4 protein-coding genes are annotated in these 18,761 nt (G+C 52.2%); all 4 read right to left on the bottom strand.

The genetic code is table 11. From position 1 onward, the window contains the following. Window position 1 precedes the first annotated feature (1 nt). The 4 genes from PRIO_RS08660 to fabD are packed head-to-tail and all read right to left on the bottom strand — an operon-like array spanning window position 2 to window position 18,725. Window positions 2–7,966, bottom strand: coding sequence for a non-ribosomal peptide synthetase (locus tag PRIO_RS08660; protein ID WP_046501900.1), 7,965 nt, complete (start codon window positions 7,964–7,966; stop codon window positions 2–4). Then, complete coding sequence (locus PRIO_RS08655) at window positions 7,959–12,713, bottom strand: SDR family NAD(P)-dependent oxidoreductase (RefSeq protein WP_046501897.1); 4,755 nt, start codon at window positions 12,711–12,713, stop codon at window positions 7,959–7,961. Before PRIO_RS08655 ends, PRIO_RS08660 begins: the two co-directional genes overlap by 8 nt. Continuing rightward, complete coding sequence (locus PRIO_RS33790) at window positions 12,710–17,458, bottom strand: type I polyketide synthase (protein ID WP_052741427.1); 4,749 nt, start codon at window positions 17,456–17,458, stop codon at window positions 12,710–12,712. Before PRIO_RS33790 ends, PRIO_RS08655 begins: the two co-directional genes overlap by 4 nt. Continuing rightward, window positions 17,448–18,725, bottom strand: a complete 1,278-nt coding sequence (gene fabD, locus PRIO_RS08645; protein WP_020431285.1) for an ACP S-malonyltransferase — start codon at window positions 18,723–18,725, stop codon at window positions 17,448–17,450. The genes PRIO_RS33790 and fabD overlap by 11 nt, the downstream gene beginning before the upstream one ends. Window positions 18,726–18,761: the final 36 nt, after the last annotated feature.

The following is an 18,761-nucleotide window of genomic DNA, read 5'->3' as shown; positions in this document are numbered from 1 at the left end:
CTCACTCTCCCAGTTTCTTTAGGATTTCCTCGACGGAGGTTTCGCCTTCGCTGTACTCATCCAGAAGTTGCATGATATCGCTGATGTCATCCTGTGTTTTTCCGGGTTTGGTTTTGGCGTCAGCCTGTTCGGGTTCTTGAGCACTCCCCTGGATGTAATCTGCCATGGCGCGGACCGTTTTGCACCGGAACAGATCAATGACCTTGACCCGCTTCATGTATTTCTGTTCGATTCTGGCTTGAAGCTGGACGATCAGATGCGAATTTCCGCCGATATCGAAGAAATTTTGTTCCGTCCCGATGTTCTCTATTCCCAGCAATTCGCGCCACACCTGCAGCAAAAATTCCTCCGCATCATTCTCCGGCAAATGCATCACCGCTTGTTCAGCGGGTTCCCTCAGAAGAGGCAGCGCCTGCAGCGCTTTTCGGTCGGTTTTACCATTGGATGTAGCGGGCAGTACTTCCAAACGGATAAACCGGGAAGGGATCATATACAAAGGCAAGGTTTGTTGTAAGCAGGCTTGAATCTCCCGGACCGGGATGTCGCGTGCCGCTGTATAGTAGCAGATCAATTTGTTCGACTCTCCTTCGTTTACCGCAACAACAGCAGCCGACTTCAGCCCTTCCAGTCTGTAGAGGGTATGTTCAATTTCGCCTGCTTCAATCCGGTAACCCCTTACCTTGACCATTCCATCTTTCCGGGCAATATATTCGAGCTGGCCACCCATGCCGTATTTACCTATATCTCCGGTGTGGTATACGATCTGATCCGTAAATGGGTGGGTGCGGAACACACCGGCTGTTGTCTCCTCGTCTCTGAAATAGCCCGGCGTGACACCGGCTCCGCTGATGCAAATTTCACCTGGAATCCCTGGCCCGCACAAGTTCCCGTCCTTATCCAGTATGAAAATCCGGTTGTTCGAAATCGGTTGGCCGAGCGGCACTACCGTTTTGCCTGTCAAATCGCTTGCGGCTTCATAATACGTTGCCCAGATCGTTGCTTCCGTAGGACCGTACAAATTGTATAGTTTGGCACGGGGAAAACTTCTCCGGATATCTCCTGCCAGCTTAGGGCTCCAGGCTTCGCCGCCAATTGCAACGGTATCAAAATGCTGCAAACACGCTATTTCCTTCTCATCCTGCGAAGAGAGTCCGAACAGAAACTGATTCATCAGCACAGGCACCGAGTGCCAGAAATTAATCTTGTGTTGATTCATATAAGCTAACAATAGTGCAGGGTCTCTGAGCCTGTCTGACGATACAACATGCAGGGTTGCCCCGCTGGACAGACAACCAAAGATTTCGAAGACTGAAATATCAAAGCTGATCGAGGTGACCAGCATCATGTGGTGCTGCGGTCCCAATTGGAACTGCTGTCGGCTCCACAAAAGATAGTTGATCACATTGGGCTGACTGACCATAACTCCCTTAGGGGTTCCCGTAGAACCTGAAGTATAAATGATGTACATCAGTTCCGAAGCGGCCTTGGACGGAATACGGGCCACGGGCTGCTTGCGGATATCAGAGTACTTATAGCAGGATAGATGATCCGCTGTTCCCGCCGGGGTGGAATCGCCTGCAACATCGATGACCGCCTTCAGAACATCACTGGCTAATTCCAGCAGCTTGGGAATAGACGCACCGTCCGAGACCACAGTTCTAAGCCCGCTGTGTCTGATCATATACGCGATCCGCTCAGGCGGGAAATCCGGATCAAGCGGGACGTATGGACGGCCAGACTTGAGAATGCCAAGAAGCACAGCAATCATATGGATGCCGCGTCCCAAATAGACGCCAACCGGCTCGGCCGGTTCCTGTTCAAGCTGCACCAGAAAGGCTGCCAGTTGATTGGACAGCTCATCCAGTTCCCTGTAGCTAACCCGTTCCCCCTCAAAGACCACAGCCGTTTGGTCAGGGTTCTGCTCCACTTGCGCCTCAAATAAACGGCAGACCTGGTCCGGCGGATTCATGGGAACCGGAAGGGGATGAAATTGGTTTATAATCTCCGCTTTGTGGCGGGCATCCAGCAATTCATAACGGCTAAGCTGTCCCTCAGGGTCCGCGATGACCTGGTTAATCAGGTGCGTTAAATAGCAGGCATAGTTTTGTATTGTCTCTTCTGTGAAAAGTGAGGTCTTGTACTCCAGCCTGACTTCGATTTGTCCGCCATCCATTTTGCAGATACAGCTCAAATCGTAGAGGCTCATTCTGTCATTGTCCTGGGGAACATTATCATACAGCTGAAAAATGGTAGAAAACACAGGGGTTCTGCTCGGGTCTCTTTCCGGATTCAGCTTTTCTACCAGCGTATTGAACGGATATCTGCCGTTGGCATAGGCTTTTAGGCATTTCCGTTTGACCTCCTCCAATACCCCGCCAAAGCTGCTAAGCTCCCGGAAATCCACACGAATGCATACCATATTCATAAATAATCCGATGATATTTTCCCATTCCTGCTGCTCTCTTCCTGAAACCGGGAACCCGACGATAATGTCCTCTTCCTGGCTGAGTTTCTTCAAAAAAAGAAAATAGATGGCAAGGACAGTCATGTACAGGGTCGATGAGCGGTTTTTTGCCAGCAAGCGCAGCTGCCCGGTCACCTCTTCTGAAACCGTGAATTTAATATAGCTTCCGTCATAGGCGATGGAATGCGGGCGGTCATAATCGGTTGGCAGTTCCAGAACCGGGAGCGGCTGGGCCAGCTCTTTCATCCAGTATCTTTCCATGTTCAGGTAATCCCCGGACCCGATCCAGAGCTTCTCCTGTTCTACCCAATCCACAGGCTGCAAGGCAATCGGCGCTAATTGAATGGGGCGCTTGGACCGGATTTGGTCATACAGCTCCATCCATTCGCGGAAAAATACCCCCATGCTCCATCCATCCGAAATGATATGATGCATATTGATATATAAGAGATAATCGCTTTCCTCATACCGGTGCAGCTCCGCCCGGAACAAATTTTGCTCCAGCTCAAAAGCGGTTGTATTCAGTTCCTCCAGACGTTTTGACGAGAGCAGCTTCTTATGCGGTTCCTGTGCATAATCCGTAAAATGGATCACATGGCTTTTGTCCGGCACAACGAACTGCTTCGGAATCCCGTTTACATTCTTGATTATGGTCCGCAGCGAAGAGTGGCGCCGGGTCAGGATGTCGAGTCCCTGCTGCAGGACCGCCAGATCAATCGCCTCGCGGATCTGCTTGACAACCGGTAAATGATAGGCCGTTGTCTGGGGATCATAGTTCTGCAAAAACCAAATCCGGTGCTGTGCCTTGGAAAGATCATAACCGGCGTTTGGAGCCTCTGAGCCTGCCGCCTTTGCGGTTGCCTCATTCCGTGAAGGAAGCGATTGCTCCAGGTAAGCCGCAAGCCCGGATACCGTTGGATATTCAAAAATTTCGGCAATACTCAGCTTCTGGTGCAGCTGTGTATTGAGGAGGTTAGCCATCTGCGTAGCCATGATGGAGTCTCCGCCCAGCTCATAGAAATTCTTCGATATATCCATTTTCTTCAGCCCGAATGTCTTCGCCCACAATTGCGCTACTGCTTGTTCCATTTCGCTTATCACGGCCCCGCTGTGGCCTATAATTGCAATGGTATCGGCCGCCGCAGCAACGGGACGGGGTTGTGCAAACCGATTGCCGGTTCTCCTAAGATCAGGTGATAGCTGCAGTGGAAGTTTACCGGTAACAGATTCATCCAGCTGATCCAAACGTATGTCTGCAATGATCACGCGGGGCTCCTCCAACTGGAGGGCCCGGCTGAACGCATGGACCGCTGTGCCGGTTTTTAGCGGCCGGTATATTTTGCTCCCCAGTGCGCCGTTATCCAGCGCCATGCCCGTCTCTTCCCAGGCAGCCCAGTTGAGGGTAAGCCCGCGAACACCTTTTCTGCGTAAAAAATGGGCAAACCCGTCAAGATAGCCGTTCCCCGCTGCATAATCACCCTGTCCGGGACTGCCTTCCAGAGTCGCTATTGAGGAGAACAGAACAAAAAAGTCCGGCTGCTCCTGCAGCAAGCTGTACAGCAGATAAGTGCCCTCAATCTTGGGTGCTGTTACCCGGGTAAAATCAGACCAGTCTTTGGTGAACAGATAACCGCTGCCGGCGATTCCTGCCGCATGGATGATCCCTTTGACCGGTCCATACGCTTCTCTTAGCTGCATCAGGCAGTGTTTAAGCTGCTGCCCATCACTGATGTCGCATGGGCATATCATGACCTGGCTGCCTGAGCGTTCGATTTCTTCCAGAAGCTCAATTTTCCGGCTTGTTCCCGGCTCTGTTCCGCTTTGTCTGATATCCTCCCATGCCTCACGGGGCGGCAGGCCGCTGCGGCTTAATAGTCCGAGCTTGACCTTGCTCTTCGAGGACAGGTACCTGGCAAGCTCCAGCCCGATCCCGCCGGTTCCGCCGGTGATTACATACAAACCGCCTTCCTGCAGCACAATCGGCTCTTCCGGCTCTTCTTCCACATAGCGGGCAAGTTCCTCGATAAATCGCTTATTCTCGCGGTAAGCCACCTGATTCGCAGTGCGCTCCCCGAAGATTTCCTCCAGTACCGCTCCCCATTCTGTCTCATCGCCCAGGTCGATACTGCGGCACTTCAGGTTAGGATACTCCGTATCCGCAACCTTCCCCAGATTGTAGAAGGCCGCATAGCAGGGCTCAAGCTCTTTTTCACCCCCGGTAACCTCATAGCCTTGTTTGCCCAGCAGCACCAACTCGATCTGCTCTTTGTATTTCGCCTGCACCAACGCTTTTATGATAAAAAACAGGCTTTGGACACTCTTTTCCTGGACCGCCTGCAAACTGGAGAGACTGTCTGCCCCGCTATCTTCGTCAAGGGCATAGCCATGAATCATCCGGCTTACGTTCCGGCCCTGCAAATCGGCAAACAACTGAATATAATCCGCTGCCGCATTACCGACTACATAACGGCTGTCCTTCTCTTTGCGATACGCCTCCCCTTGGACGACCTGAATCAGCTCAACGTCTCCGGCCTCCATGTGCCTGATGAATTCCCGGGTTGCCCTGCAATCGTTTCCGAACAGGAGTACAGTCCCCCCTATCCGGCTTCCTCCATCCGGCCGTGGAGACTTCACCCAATTGATCCGGTAGAAAAGGTCTTTTGAAATCAGCGCCGGAGAAACTTTCTTCAAGGTATAATTCTCCACTTCCGCAAAAACATTGCCTGCCTCATCGATCAGGCTAATATCGTAAGAGGCCGTCTCCCGGTGATCTCCGTGCGTCTCCCTTTTCCGTACATAGCTGAAAAAGGAAGCCGGCATCACCCCAAAGATGCGGATGGATTCATAATAGAAGGGAAATGCCGGCAGATCAGCCGCTTCTTCCCTTTGTCTCAGCAGATGCCAGAAACTGAGCGCCGTGTCCATAAGTGCAGGATGAAGTGAAAATGGTTCACGTGCTGAAGCCCCATCCGTTGATCCGATATGGAGTACAGCGGCACTTTCGTTCTGGTAAAACCTGCGGATGCACTTCCAGCTTGGACCATACTGAATTCCCGCTGTAAGAATCGGAGTAAATAGCTCAACACTCTCTTCGTTCATCACCTGAATCAGTGGCTCCAGCGCAATTACAGGCATCTTGGGCTCAGCCTGCGGATAAATCTCCCCTTGTGCATGGATGATCCAGTTCTCCGTGTGTCCGCCTTCCTTCATACTGGCTATCGTAAAGGCAGCATGATCCTGCTCCTCACGAATAATCGTATGCACAACCCTGGTCTCATCCGGCGGGCAGATCAGCATATTTTGCAAGGTGACCTGCCTCAACACTACATTCTCCCCGGCAAAGAAATATCCGCTTGCAGCCTTGGCCATTTCGAGATAGGCCACTCCCGGCCATACACCATTCCCGAGAATGCGGTGCTCTTGCAGAAGCCAATGCTCCTTGCCGGACAGCGTCGCGGCGTATATCCGCATTCCCGCTGTTTTGACGGTACACTCGCCCAGAAGCGGCCCCGGAACACCTGGGAATGCTCCTTCAGTTGGCGCAGGTGCCGGCCAGTGCCTTGTTTTGGTAAACGGATAGACCGGGAGCCGGGCAGTCTGTACGGCTTGTCCGGTCCATAGTGCGTTCCAATCCACACGCGTGCCCTGGACATATAATTGAGCCAGCTCTTCAAGAGAGCCCTCGGCAGCCTGTGCAGGGTTTTCAGCGATTTGCCGGACCAGCCGGCGGGCTTTGTCATAGGCGGCCCTCGTTTTGGCCTCCGACAGGTCCTGCTGGGCCATATTATTTTTCGCTTTTTGCCTGATGGGGAAATACCCGTAATACCCGATGGATTCAGGAAGCTGGTCCACATCGTTCAGAAGGACCGCAGCGATTTTCCGCCATAACTCAGAGGCATCCTTGGCGATAATGGCCAGCCGGTGGGCGAAATGCTCCCGGCCAAGCTGGGCCGTATAGACGAGATTCTGAAAATCCGCGCGCTGATGGGTTTGCAGAAATTGAGAGTATCTTTGCAGTAACTCCAGCAAACCGGACTTCGTTTTTGCAGATACGGGAAAAATCCGTGGTTGCTCCGGTTCCTCCCGCACCGTCTGCTGATCTTCCTGCTGCCATTCCTCCAGAAGCACATGACAGTTCATGCCGCTAAAACCAAAAGAACTGATGCCCGCGCGCCGTGGCCCCTGGGCAGCTTCCCAGGCAAGCGGCTTGTCCACCATATAGAACGGCGACTGGGAGAATGGAATATATGGATTCGGCTCTTCAAAATGAATCGTGGGAACCAGCTGCCGGTGCTTCATGGACAGGATGACCTTGATAAGGGAGGCCATTCCCGAAGCCCCCACGAGATGACCGATATTGGACTTTACAGACCCAAGTCCGCAAAATTGTTTTTTATTCGTATATTGATCAAAGGCCTGCTTCATCGCCTTCACTTCGATAGGGTCTCCAATTACAGTTCCTGTCCCGTGGGTTTCGATGTAAGAAATGGTTTCCGGATGTACTCCGGCCTTAGTCCATACATCAATCAGCAGCCGCTCCTGAGCTTCCGGATTGGGAGCTGTAATGTAGTTGGATGCTCCATCGCTGTTCACCCCGCTGCCTTTGACCACTGAGTAGATCCGGTCCTTGTCTTTGAGCGCTTCGCGCAACGGCTTGATCATGATGGCAGACAGCCCTTCTCCCCAAGTCGTTCCCGTGGCATTTTTATCGAAGGGGCGCACCTTGCCGTCATTGTTTTCCACAATTTTGAATGAAGAGTTAGCAAGCGGCAGCAGGTTGAGACTGATTCCGCCGACAATGGCCATTGTACATTCCTTATGCCTAAGCGATTCACAGCCCTGGTGCAGGGCAACTAATCCGGAGGAGCATGCGGTATCAATGACCTGATTGGGGCCGGTCAAATTAAAGAAAAAGGCAATCCTTCCTGAAATAAAACTGGGAAGATTGCCGGTCATAGCCAACTCGTTGGAAGAGTCGATGAATTGCTGATACAGTCCGGAAGAGTGGTGGTCCCTACCAATGAATACTCCTGTTTGTGTCCCGTATATTTTTTCACCCATATATCCGGCATCTTCAATCGCCTCAGCGGCCACTTCCAGCATCAGGCGCTGATGCGGGTCCATGAACTCGGCTTCCTTGGGGGACAGGCGAAAATATTCAGCATCGAACGAATCGACTTGTTCCAGATAGCTTCCTTTACCGTATACGGGCGTCTCCATCACTTTTTGCAATAAAGGATCGATATCCTTACGTCTCTTCAGCGGAAAATCCGTGATGCCATTGATTCCGTTAAGCAGGTTGTCCCAGTATTGCTCAAGCGTATCGGCAAAAGGAAAGCGGCAGGCGATGCCAATGATGGCGATATCATCGGCTGTACGGTTCTCCGCTTCCGCCGGGCCGCTGTTTAATTGGTGCAGAATTTTCAGCGCGAGCTTTTGGTCCAGACGGTTGGCCTTGACGCTCTCCAGAATTTCGGCATTCAACAGATCGATGTTACTCATCAATACGATTCCTCCGTTGGGATAGAAGCTCCACCAAATCTTCTACGGTTTGTTCATCGGAAGTAAGCTTGTCCATCATCGATTGCAGCTGCACATCAAGCGAATCCCCGGAAGGGGGAACCGGATCTGCGGCTGCGGATTTGGCAGGCTTCATTTGCTGCCGGTCACGCTGCTGCTTAATATAGCCGGAAAGCTCGGCCACTGAAGAATACGTGAACAAATCCGGCAAGTCGAGGATGCCCGGAAACTCCATTTCCAGCTTTCTGAGCAGTTGGGTTGCGATCAACGAGTCCCCGCCAATATCCAGAAAGCTGCTGTAGATATTCACCGACGGCAAATGCATCGTTTCTGCCCAGATTCGTGAGATGGCTTGTTCAATGTCATCATAATTCCCGTCGGCACGGCCTGTGATAGTAAACGGGAAGGTATCATGGACAGTCTGCTTGGGGACGCCCAGCCTGCGGATCAGTCCAGCCTCTATCCTTAAGAAGGAGCTTTCCTGCACGGCTGCAAGCATATCCAGGTTGAGTGAGCCGATCATCACCTGGCTGCGGTCCATGGCTATCGCTTGTCCAAAAGCGGCTATCGCCTCATGCGTTTTCAACGGCTTGCAGATGCCGCCGCCCGTTACCACACCGTAGTCCACAGCCATGCCAACCTCTTCCCAGACTGCCCAGTTCAGCGTGGTTCCGCGAATCCCCTGTCTGCGCAAATAGGGGGCAAATCCATCCAGATAGCCGTTTCCCACGATATAATCGCCCTGGCCCGGACTTCCTTCCAGTGTTGCAACCGAAGAGAACAGCATGAAAAAGTCGAGAGGCTCCTTGATGAGGTTATGCAGCAGATAAGTGCCTTCTATTTTGGGTTTTGTGACCCTGCAGAATTCCGCCCAGGTTTTGGTAAACAAAAATCCGCTGCCGGCCAGTCCAGCCGCATGGATGACTCCCTTCACCGGACCGAAGGCTTCCCTCAGCTTATCCAGACCGGCAGCAAGCTCCTGCTCAGCTGTGACATCGCATGGACACACCATCACCCGGCTTCCCGAGCGTTCGATCTCCTCCAGAATCTCCATTCTCCGGTTTCGCTTTCCGTCATTTTCGTTCTGCCCGCCGCGGCTTAACAGGCCCAGGCAAATCTTGTTCTGTGAGGACAAATACCTGGCGATTTCCAGCCCGATCCCGCCGGTTCCGCCAGTGATCAGATAGAAGCCGTTTTCTTGAAGCTCTAGCGGCTGTCCGGACACCGGTTCCCCTGAATAACGGCCAAACTCCTGAACATACCGTTCATTTTCCCTATAGGCAACTTGATAGACGTTCTGTCCATCCTCTATTTCTTCCAGTATGGCTGCCCATGCTGTCTGATCGTCCAGGTCAATACTGCGGCAGCTCACATTCGGGTACTCTGCCGCCACGGCCTTTCCGAGATTGAAGAAGGCGGTCTGGCAAGGTTCAAGCGCTTCCTCATGCCCGGTAATCTCAAAGCCATACTGCCCTAACAGCACCAGATCAATCGCCTGCTTGTATTTGGCTTGAACCAGCGACTTCACTATATAGAACAGACTTTGGATGCTCTTCGCCTGAAGTGCTTGCAGATGGCCAAGTCCGCTTGCTTCACCTCCCGCATCCAGAGCATAGCAATGAATGATTCTGCTGACTTTCCGGTTCTGCAGATCAGCGAATAAGCGTTGATAATCACCTTCCTCATTGCCGACCGTGTAGCTGGAGTCCTGCTCCCGGCTATACGTCTCACCGTGACGGACCCGAATCACCTTTGCGCCTCTTGCCGCAAGCAGCCGAATCAATCCGGCGGATCGTCCTCTTTCGTCTCCAAACAGAAGGACAGCGCCGTCCATCATGTTTCTTCCTGCTGGCAGCCGGGGTTCCTTCACCCAATGGAGCTGATGGAACAGATCCTTGGTGACCATTGCTGCGGGCACTTTTTTCAAGGTGTAGTTCTCAACTTCCGCGAACACATTCCCTTGCTCATCAATCAGGCTGATGTCGTAGGAAATAGTCTCCTTGTTTTCTCCCCCGGCTGCTCTTTTGCGCAAATAGCTGTAAAAGGCATCTGGCATGTTGTCATAGAACGTGAATTTCTTGAAGGAAAACGGAAGATACAACTCACGTAAAATAAACATTGTGACTGCATTCAATCCAGTATCGAGCAGAGCCGGGTGATAACCGTATGCCGAAAAATCCTCCGCATAACGTTCTCCCAATTTCACATGGACCAGCACACGGTCATCGCTTTGGGACAATTGCTGAATGTTGTTCCAGCGCGGACCAAATGCAGTGCGGCCTACAATGCTGCCAAAGTCCGGTTCGATGTGCTCCCATTCACTCTTTTCCTGGAGCTGTTGAATATCTACGCTGGCCGCCCCGGTGTGCTGGAAAGGTACGATTTTTCCTTCGGCATTCAGACTCCACTCATTATGGTTCTCCGCGTTGCCGGGAATAGCCCGGCTGGCGATTTGCAGCCGGAACTGGCTATCCTGTTTTTCCACCAGTGTATGGACTTGATGTCCCTCGCTCTCACCGGCAATCAAGGGATTAATAAAACGAAAATCCTGCAGGCTGAACGCAAGGTCTCCAACATGGCTGCGGCCGGTCTGGCGGGCCCATTCAATCAGTCCCGCCGCCGGTACGATATGGAATCCCATCATCAGATGCTCCCGCAGCAGCCATTGTTCTTCCACCCGCAGCTCAACTTCATAGACTGATTGCTGGTAGGTTTCCAATACTTTGCGGCCTGGGAAAACTTCACTTGGCGAAGACAGAGGCGTGCGGCTTCCCGGCGGTTGGTCCGCCTGCGGCCAACAGCTTATCTTCTGGAACGGATAGACGGGAAGCCGAATCCGCCGGTACCCGCCCGGCTGGTAACAAACCTCCCAATCCATCTCGGCACCTTGAACGTACAGGCCGCAAATTTCCGAAACCGATTGAATATCCTGACCGGAATAGGCCCCAAGCGCTGCACGTGCCTGTTCATGCAAGAGATTCAAGCCGGACTCGGTTATCTCCCCGGTGCTTTTGTACTTTTTGCTTTCCGGGACAATTTTGAATTCACCGTAATAAATCCCGTCCTCCGTGTGTCCGGTTATTGGATGCTCCTGGATGATGCGATGCAATTTTTCCTGCAACTCCTGTATATCCCGGACGATTAGCGCCAGCCGGTACGCATAATGCCCTCTTCCTGTCGCAGCGGTGTAACAAAGGTCCGCCAGCTCGATATCCCCGGCGCGCTGCATATGCTGCAGATAACGGGACACCCACTCGGCAAGGACCGTTTTCTCTTTGGCTGAAACCGTAAAGATATGATACGGGCGGCTTGCCGGAGCAAGTTTTGGGCTGACCGGAGCTTCCTCCAGCACGAGGTGGAGATTCGTCCCGCTGAAGCCGAAAGAGCTGATGCCTGCCCGCAGCGGAATATCCTCCTGTGCCCGCTTCCACTCTTGTTGCTTATTGACCATGTAGACCGGGGAGCCTACAAAGTCGATAAACGGATTGGGATCATCAAAATGCAGAGTGCTGACGAGTTTCTGATGCTTGAGTGACAGAATGGTTTTCATCACCGATGCAATCCCCGAAGCAGCCGCCAGATGACCAATATTCGATTTCACAGAGCCGATGCCGCAGAACTGCTTTTTGGAGGTGTATTTACGGAAAGCGTTGCTGAGCGACTGGACCTCAATCGGGTCGCCAAGAACGGTACCGGTCCCATGCGCTTCGTAAAAACCGATGGTTTCGGGCGCAATCTCCGCATTTATCCACGCTTGTGTAAATAAGTCTTCCTGTGCAAGCGCATTGGGTGCCGTAAGTCCGTTGGATCTGCCGTCGTTATTCACAGCACTCCCTTTGATTACTGCATGGATAGGATCACGGTCCTCAACCGCTTTATCCAGCGGCTTCAGCAGCAATGATCCGATTCCTTCTCCCCACAAGGTTCCATCCGCCTGCTTATCGAACGGCTTCAACAACTGCAGCTTGGATTCCACCAAACCAAACGCCGGATTTTTCATAGGAAAAAAAATCAGACAAACTCCGCCTGCAATCGCCATGTCGCACTCGTTGTTGCGGATCGCCTGGCAGGCATCATGTATGGCCAGCAGTCCGGATGAACAAGCAGAATCCAAGACGATGCTCGGACCCTTCAGATCCAGGAAATAGGAGATCCGGCTGGACAAAATCCCGGTATAAGACCCGGTTAAAGCAAGCTCATCCGTCTGATCCAGCAAGTGTGTATACATGTTTCCTACCGTATGATCCCTTCCGATAAACACGCCCGTTCTGGAGGAGACCATCCGGCGGCCGCCGTACCCTGCATCTTCAATGCTCTCCATAACGGTAGTCAGCAGCAGCCGCTGGATGGGGTCCATCATTTCTGATTCTTTATTGGAAATTTTGAAGTACCCGGAATCGAACTGGTCGATCTGCTCCAAATACCCGCCTTTTTCATACGTGATCTTCTGGAGCGAATCTGGCACACTCTTCTGGATGAACCCTTCGACGCCCTTTTGCCTGCTCTCGGGGAAATCGCCGATGCAATCAACCTCATAGAGCAGATTATTCCAGTATTCATCCACATTGGAAGCTCCCGGAAAGCGCCCTGCCATCCCGATGACCGCAATATCCTTATGCTGTTTCTTTACGCCTGCCTGTTTGATTTCTTTTAGAATAACCTTGGACTTGTCGACGGATAACTGCTGATCCTTGATCTGCTGATAAATGTACTTTTTGGTTTCCTTCATTCGTCTTCTCCCAGCAACTGCTCAACCTCATCTACATCCAATTCGCCATTGGCTAAGCGATGCAAGATCTGGTCAAGGTTGTGATCCTCTTCCTCCTGGCTTGGATTCGCTTTAGCGGATGAAGAGGGTTGAGCTTGCTCCATTCTGGAATATACATATTCAGCCATCTTGTTAATTGTGGGATACGTAAAAATATCCGAGATTCCCAGCATGCCCGGAAAAGCTTTTTCGAGTTCCTGCAGCAGATACACAGCAAAAATCGAATTGCCGCCAATGGAGGTAAACGCATCGTCCAGCGCTATGGACTCTGATTCCAGCAGGGTCACCCACAACTGGCGGATCAGCTCTTTTATGGACTGCAGCGAGCGGTTATGGGTTCTTCCTTCCGGCAGGCCGGCGGATGCTGTGGCAGAGAGGCTGGTTTGAGCAACAAGCTGCGGCTCCACGTAATTCATCAGCAGGTTATTGCCCTCATAAAAGAAGCTGCTGCGGAAATTCTTCACCGCATTTTCTTTGTTGATGGTTCCGATCACCACCTGCTTCTCGCCTGAAGCCAAGGCAGCGTCAAACGCGGACATCGCCACGCCGGTAGGCAGCAAATTGAAGATCAGCTCTTGATTGAACGTTTCATAATCATAGGCCATGCCAATCTCTTTCCAGGGTGCCCAGTTGAGCGTGATTCCGTTTTGATTGGCGGGCAGACTGTAAACAAAGCTATCCAGAAAACCGTTGGCCGCTACATAATCCCCTTGTCCGGGCGTGCCCTCCAGCGAGGACACCGAAGAATAGCAAACAAAAAATTCCAGCGGCTCTGTAATCAATTCTGCCAGATAGATGCTGCCTGCGATTTTGGGTTGAATAACCTCGCGGAAGCGCTGTTCCTCCCTATTGAACAAGAATTGATCTCCGGCTACTCCGGCGGCATGCACTACGCCATTAATGCTGCCAAACCTGCTTCGTACATCCTGCAGCACATTTTCCAGTTCGGTTCTGCGTGAAATGTCTGCTCTATAGAACGTATATGTACTGCCGTTCTCTTGGATCTGCTGCAGGATTTTGATCCGCCGTATAACCTCTTGCGCTTCTCCTTTTTGCAGAATATCCTCCCATTCCGCTTCATCCGGGAAGCCGGAGCGGCTGACCAGCGCCAGATTGACCGGTTTCTTATGCGCGAGATGAGCTGCGGTGGACAGCCCCAGGCCGCCTGTTCCGCCCGTGATCAGATAACAGCCCGAATCGGATAGAATCAGCTCTTGGGGCAGCGGATTGGACAGCGGAAGCTCCATCATCCTTTGGCCGTACCGTTCGCCTTTTCGATATGCGGTTACGTAATGGTCAGGCAGGTTGTCGAGCTCAGCCAGAAGCGCAGTGACCTCCGTTTCGGGGTCCAAATCAATACAGCGGCAGCGCAGATGGGCGTATTCGCTGCTGACCACCTTGCCGAGATGGTAGAAGGCGCTGTGCATCGGGTTCAGCGAAGGCTCGTTCCGTGTAACCTGATACGCCAGATCAGCAATGAGGACGAGATCGATTTTCTCCCGGATGTTCTGGGCAATCAGGCTTTTGGTCAGATAAAACAGACTGAACAGCCCCTTGTTCATCTCCTGCTCTACATCGCTGCCTGGAAGAGAAGGACCATGACTCCAAGAGAAGCAGTGGAGAATCCGCTGCACCCCCCTTGTCTGAATCTCCCCGCACAACCGGTCAAAATCCTGTTGGCTCCCGCTGATCCGGTAATGATGATCATCCTGTTTGTTGAAGCGCTCACCCATAACTACCGAAATAAACGGCATGTCTCGCTCTTGCAAAGCAGCCAAAAGCCTATGGGAAAGCGGATCTTGTCCGGCAAAAACAAGTGTAAGCGGCATACTGGCGTTAGCTTGCTCCCGTCTATGAAGCGGCGAACGCTCCCACCCCAGCCGGTGGAACATTCCTTTGGGCAATACTGGAGCGGAAGAGAATGCTTCGATATGCACCCGTTTCAACGAATATTCTTCAATCTCTGCAAAGACCTCCCCGGCTTCATCGAACAGCACGATATCGAATGAAACTGTTTCTTGCAGCTCTGTTGTCTGGTTATTTTTCATCTGCAGCATGCTGTAAAATCTGTGTGGCATGCTGCCATAAAACTTGATCCGCTTATAAGCAAACGGCAAAAATAACCCGTCACGAATCTGGCTGATGGGAATATTAACCGCACAATCCAGCAGGGAGGGATGCATGGTATAGGCGTAAGCTTCTGCGGCAAAAGGAGCCGGCAGTTCAAAAAAGGCGGCGATGCGGTCAGGCTCCACATAAATCTCTTTCATGCACTCCCAATGAGGGCCGGTCTGGACCGGAGCCTCTGCTCCGGGTTTATAGCCGGCAACGGATTGTCTCTTCGATTCCTGCAGAACCTCCGGGAGGGCAATCCGCCTCTTTGGCTCCTCCCTGTGCAGGATGCTCACTTTTCCTTTACAGTGAACCACCCATTCATCCGGCAGCTCCCCGGAAAGGGAGGTAACCATCACATCGGTCCCTGACTTTTGTTTAGTCAGCACAATGTGGACACTCTTTTGTTCATGCTCCTTCATCTGCAGCGGCTGCAGGAACATGAAATTCTCCATGATAAGCTCGCCCTGTTCAGGAACAGTTTGCTTCAGGATTTGGGCGGCGAGCTCCAGATAAGCGGTTCCGGGCAGCACATAATGGTCCATGATTTTGTGTTCAGCCACAACCCAGTGGGTATCGCAGGAGAACCGGGCTTCATAAATTTCTACCCCGTTGCTGCGGACCAGACATTGGCCGGCAAGCGGTCCCGTCTTTGGCATATACGCTTTGGGTTCGATCCAGCAGCGCGTTTCCTGAAACGGATAGGCAGGCAAGCTGATTAGCTGATAGCGTCCGTCCGCATACAAGCTTTGCCAAGGAATCGCTTCCCCCTGTACATACAACTGTGCCAATTGCTGCAGAAGTGAGCCGCGGTGCTGATCAACTGCAGCCCTCATCTCCTGGACGATCCCCTGTACATCAGGAGAGGAACCCGGGATTTTGGCGTTAGCCTGTTCATGCCCCGGCCGCACATAGACATGTTCCATGGAGATCTTCCCTGTTCCCGCCTGCTTAAGCGACTGGAGCTTCTCAAGCAAATCCATTCGGTTTCTGAACACGATTGCCGCCTTATGCACATGATGGTCCCGGCCGGTATTCGCCGTATAGCACAAGTTGTCCAGATCAACCGACTCTGACTGATTGATGAATTGGTGATACTCAGAGACGAGCCTGCGCAGCACATCACTGTTCTTGGCAGATAACGTCAACATGTTCCAGCGGTCTGCGCTGAGGTTCCCTGTACGCTCAACCGCCGCTGTCTCTTTGTATTGCTCCAGGATCATATGGCAGTTCGTCCCGCTTAATCCGAAGGAATTGATCCCGCATCTTCGGGGATGCTCACCGCTCTCCCAGGTGCGCACCGCATCATTCACGTAGACCGGGGAATCAGGGAAGCTGATATTCGGGTTCGGGGATTGGAAATGTATCGTCGGCGGCAATGTCTCATGCTGCAAGGCAAGAATACATTTCAGCAAGCCGGAGATCCCCGCCGCATGGTCCAAATGTCCGATATTCGTTTTGATGGAGCCAATCGCGCAAAACTGTTTTTTTCTCGTGTATCTGTCAAAAGCCCTTGTAATTCCGTCAATCTCCACAGGGTCACCCAAGCGGGTTGCCGTCCCATGGGCCTCAATCAAAGAAATGGTCTCCGGATGAACCTCCGCATCCTTCCATGCCCGGATAATCAGCTCCTCCTGGGCTTTGGAGTTAGGCGCGGTAATGCCAATCGATTGTCCATCCTGATTGACTGCACTCCCTTTGATGAGAGCATAAATATGGTCTCCATCCTGAATCGCCTGCCTGGCATCCTTCAGCAGAACGACTCCTGCACCTTCCCCAAGACCGGTTCCATCGGCATTCTGATCAAAGGTTCTCGTTCTGAACCCGGAGGAGACGATGCCAATACCGGTGCTGGATTTGTCAAAAGGCTGCAATTGCACCTTTACTCCTCCGGCAAATGCCATCCCGCACTCTCCGCGGCGGATGGACTGGCAGGCGAGATGAACGGCGACCAGCGAAGAGGAGCATGCCGTATCGACCAGCATGCTGGGTCCGTGCACATCCAGCCAATAGGCCAAACGTGCCGGGATAATCGATTTGATGTTGCCCGTCATCGCCAGATCAGCCAGCTCTGCGCTCTCCCCGCTGAGCAAATGCTTGTATTCTCCCCCGAAATCGCTGCTATACCCTAAAAAAACACCGGTTGGGGTTCCGCCCAGCTTGCCTTTTCCGTACCCGGCATCCTCCATTGCCTCCACACAGCATTGCAGAAAGAGGCGCTGATTGGGGTCCATCAGCTTCGCCTCCTTCGGTGAAATGGAGAAGTATTCGCAATCGAACCCGTCAATCCGGTCCAAATACCCGCTTTCGGCATACGCCGCCTGGTCCTTTTGACAATCCTTTTTCAGCAAAGCGGACATGACCTCTTCATAGTCCTGTTTGCGGGACAAGGGGATTTGGCGGATCGAATCCCTGCCAAGCGTAATATTGGTCCAGTACTCCCTGGCGTTGTGAGCATCAGGCAGCTTCCCTGCCAGCCCAATGACCGCAATGTCTTTGCGGAGGGCTTCCTCTGATTCAGCAGATTCACAGGAAAGGGGGAGCTCCTCTTCCAAATCGAGTTGAATCTGATTGAACAGAGGTTTATTTTTCATACACCGTTTCCTTTTCGTCAAACATGATCGGGGCAAAGTCATCAAATAGATGTCTGTTCTTGGTTTCATCAAAAATTTGCGTGAAGCGTTCCCTTTGCTCTTCCAGCGGCACCTTTTTGGTAACAAAAACCGAGCGGAGCATCTCGATGGCCTCTTTCATGTCGTCGGCAGACTCTTCGCGGCCTTCTTCCTCCAGCCGGTTGCTCAGCGCCTGCACCTTCCGGTAAGGTTCAATTACGCCCCGTTGGTACTCCGCCTCATCCCAGTTCTGATTCCGTGTACACACAGCGATAGCTAAAGAGCGTGACACCAGAGTAGGGCGTTTTTCGGCGATTTGCTCATCGATGATTGCCATGATCTCCTGGTTATGCTCCTCATAAGAAAAGGCGCGTACATGCGAGAAATCACGTTTGATCAGATTAGTCAAAGCCGACTTCGGACCCAGCTCGATAAAGGTGTTGACGCCTTGGCGCAGCAAATAATCAATCGTTTCTTTCCATCTCACCGCACTGACCATTTGCATGCTGAGCCGGGCACGAATTCCCTCCGGATCGGAATAAGGCTTCGCATCCACATTGGACAGAACCGGCCAGTTGATGGCGGACATATCCGTGGCGGCCAGGACACGCTGGAATATTTGATTGCTGATTTCAAGATAAGGCGTATGGAAAGGAGCGGAAACCTGGAGCGGAATGCTGATTGCCCCGATCTTCGCCAGATTTTCCGCTGCCTGCGTGACCAGTGCCTTGGACCCGGAAATCACCACTTGATTCGAGGAATTGTAGTTAGCCACCACGATTTTATCCTCGTCATTCGAAAGCCTTGCACATTCCTCCTCCACCAGCAGCGGATGCAGACCGTTAATGGCAGCCATCCCCCCCTGTCCCTCTGTTGTAGCCTGCTGCATCAGGGACGCTCTCTCCATTACCAGCCGCAGAGCAGCTTCATACGTAAACACACCTGCACATGTAAGGGCTGTAATCTCCCCTAAGCTGTGGCCGGCCATAAAGGACGGGAAAAACTTTTTCCCCTTCCAAATCGATTGAAAAATCGCATAACTGTAGGCAAAGATCGCCGGCTGGGCAAATTCAGTCCGGGTTAATTGGTCCAGATTTCCTTCATTGATGACAGCAAGCAGATCATAGCCGAGGATATCGTTGGTTCTGCTAAAAATCTCCCTTGCTTCGGCAGAGCTTTCATACAGGGATTTGCCCATCATATTGTACTGGCTTCCTTGACCTGGAAACAGCAAAGCAATTTTTATCATCTGTGTATCCTCCCTTTATTTACCTTGGTCCAGTCC

Origin of the sequence: Paenibacillus riograndensis SBR5, assembly GCF_000981585.1 — a bacterium.
Lineage (GTDB): Bacteria > Bacillota > Bacilli > Paenibacillales > Paenibacillaceae > Paenibacillus_AQ > Paenibacillus_AQ riograndensis.
This window is presented reverse-complemented; position numbering and strand designations above follow the sequence as displayed.

Bases quoted from the DNA above. Each gene is read 5' to 3' on its own strand.
- PRIO_RS08660 (WP_046501900.1), bottom strand. From the start codon at position 7,966: ATGAGTAACATCGATCTGTTGAATGCCGAAATTCTGGAGAGCGTCAAG.
- PRIO_RS08655 (WP_046501897.1), bottom strand. From the start codon at position 12,713: ATGAAGGAAACCAAAAAGTACATTTATCAGCAGATCAAGGATCAGCAG.
- PRIO_RS33790 (WP_052741427.1), bottom strand. From the start codon at position 17,458: ATGAAAAATAAACCTCTGTTCAATCAGATTCAACTCGATTTGGAAGAG.
- fabD (WP_020431285.1), bottom strand. From the start codon at position 18,725: ATGATAAAAATTGCTTTGCTGTTTCCAGGTCAAGGAAGCCAGTACAAT.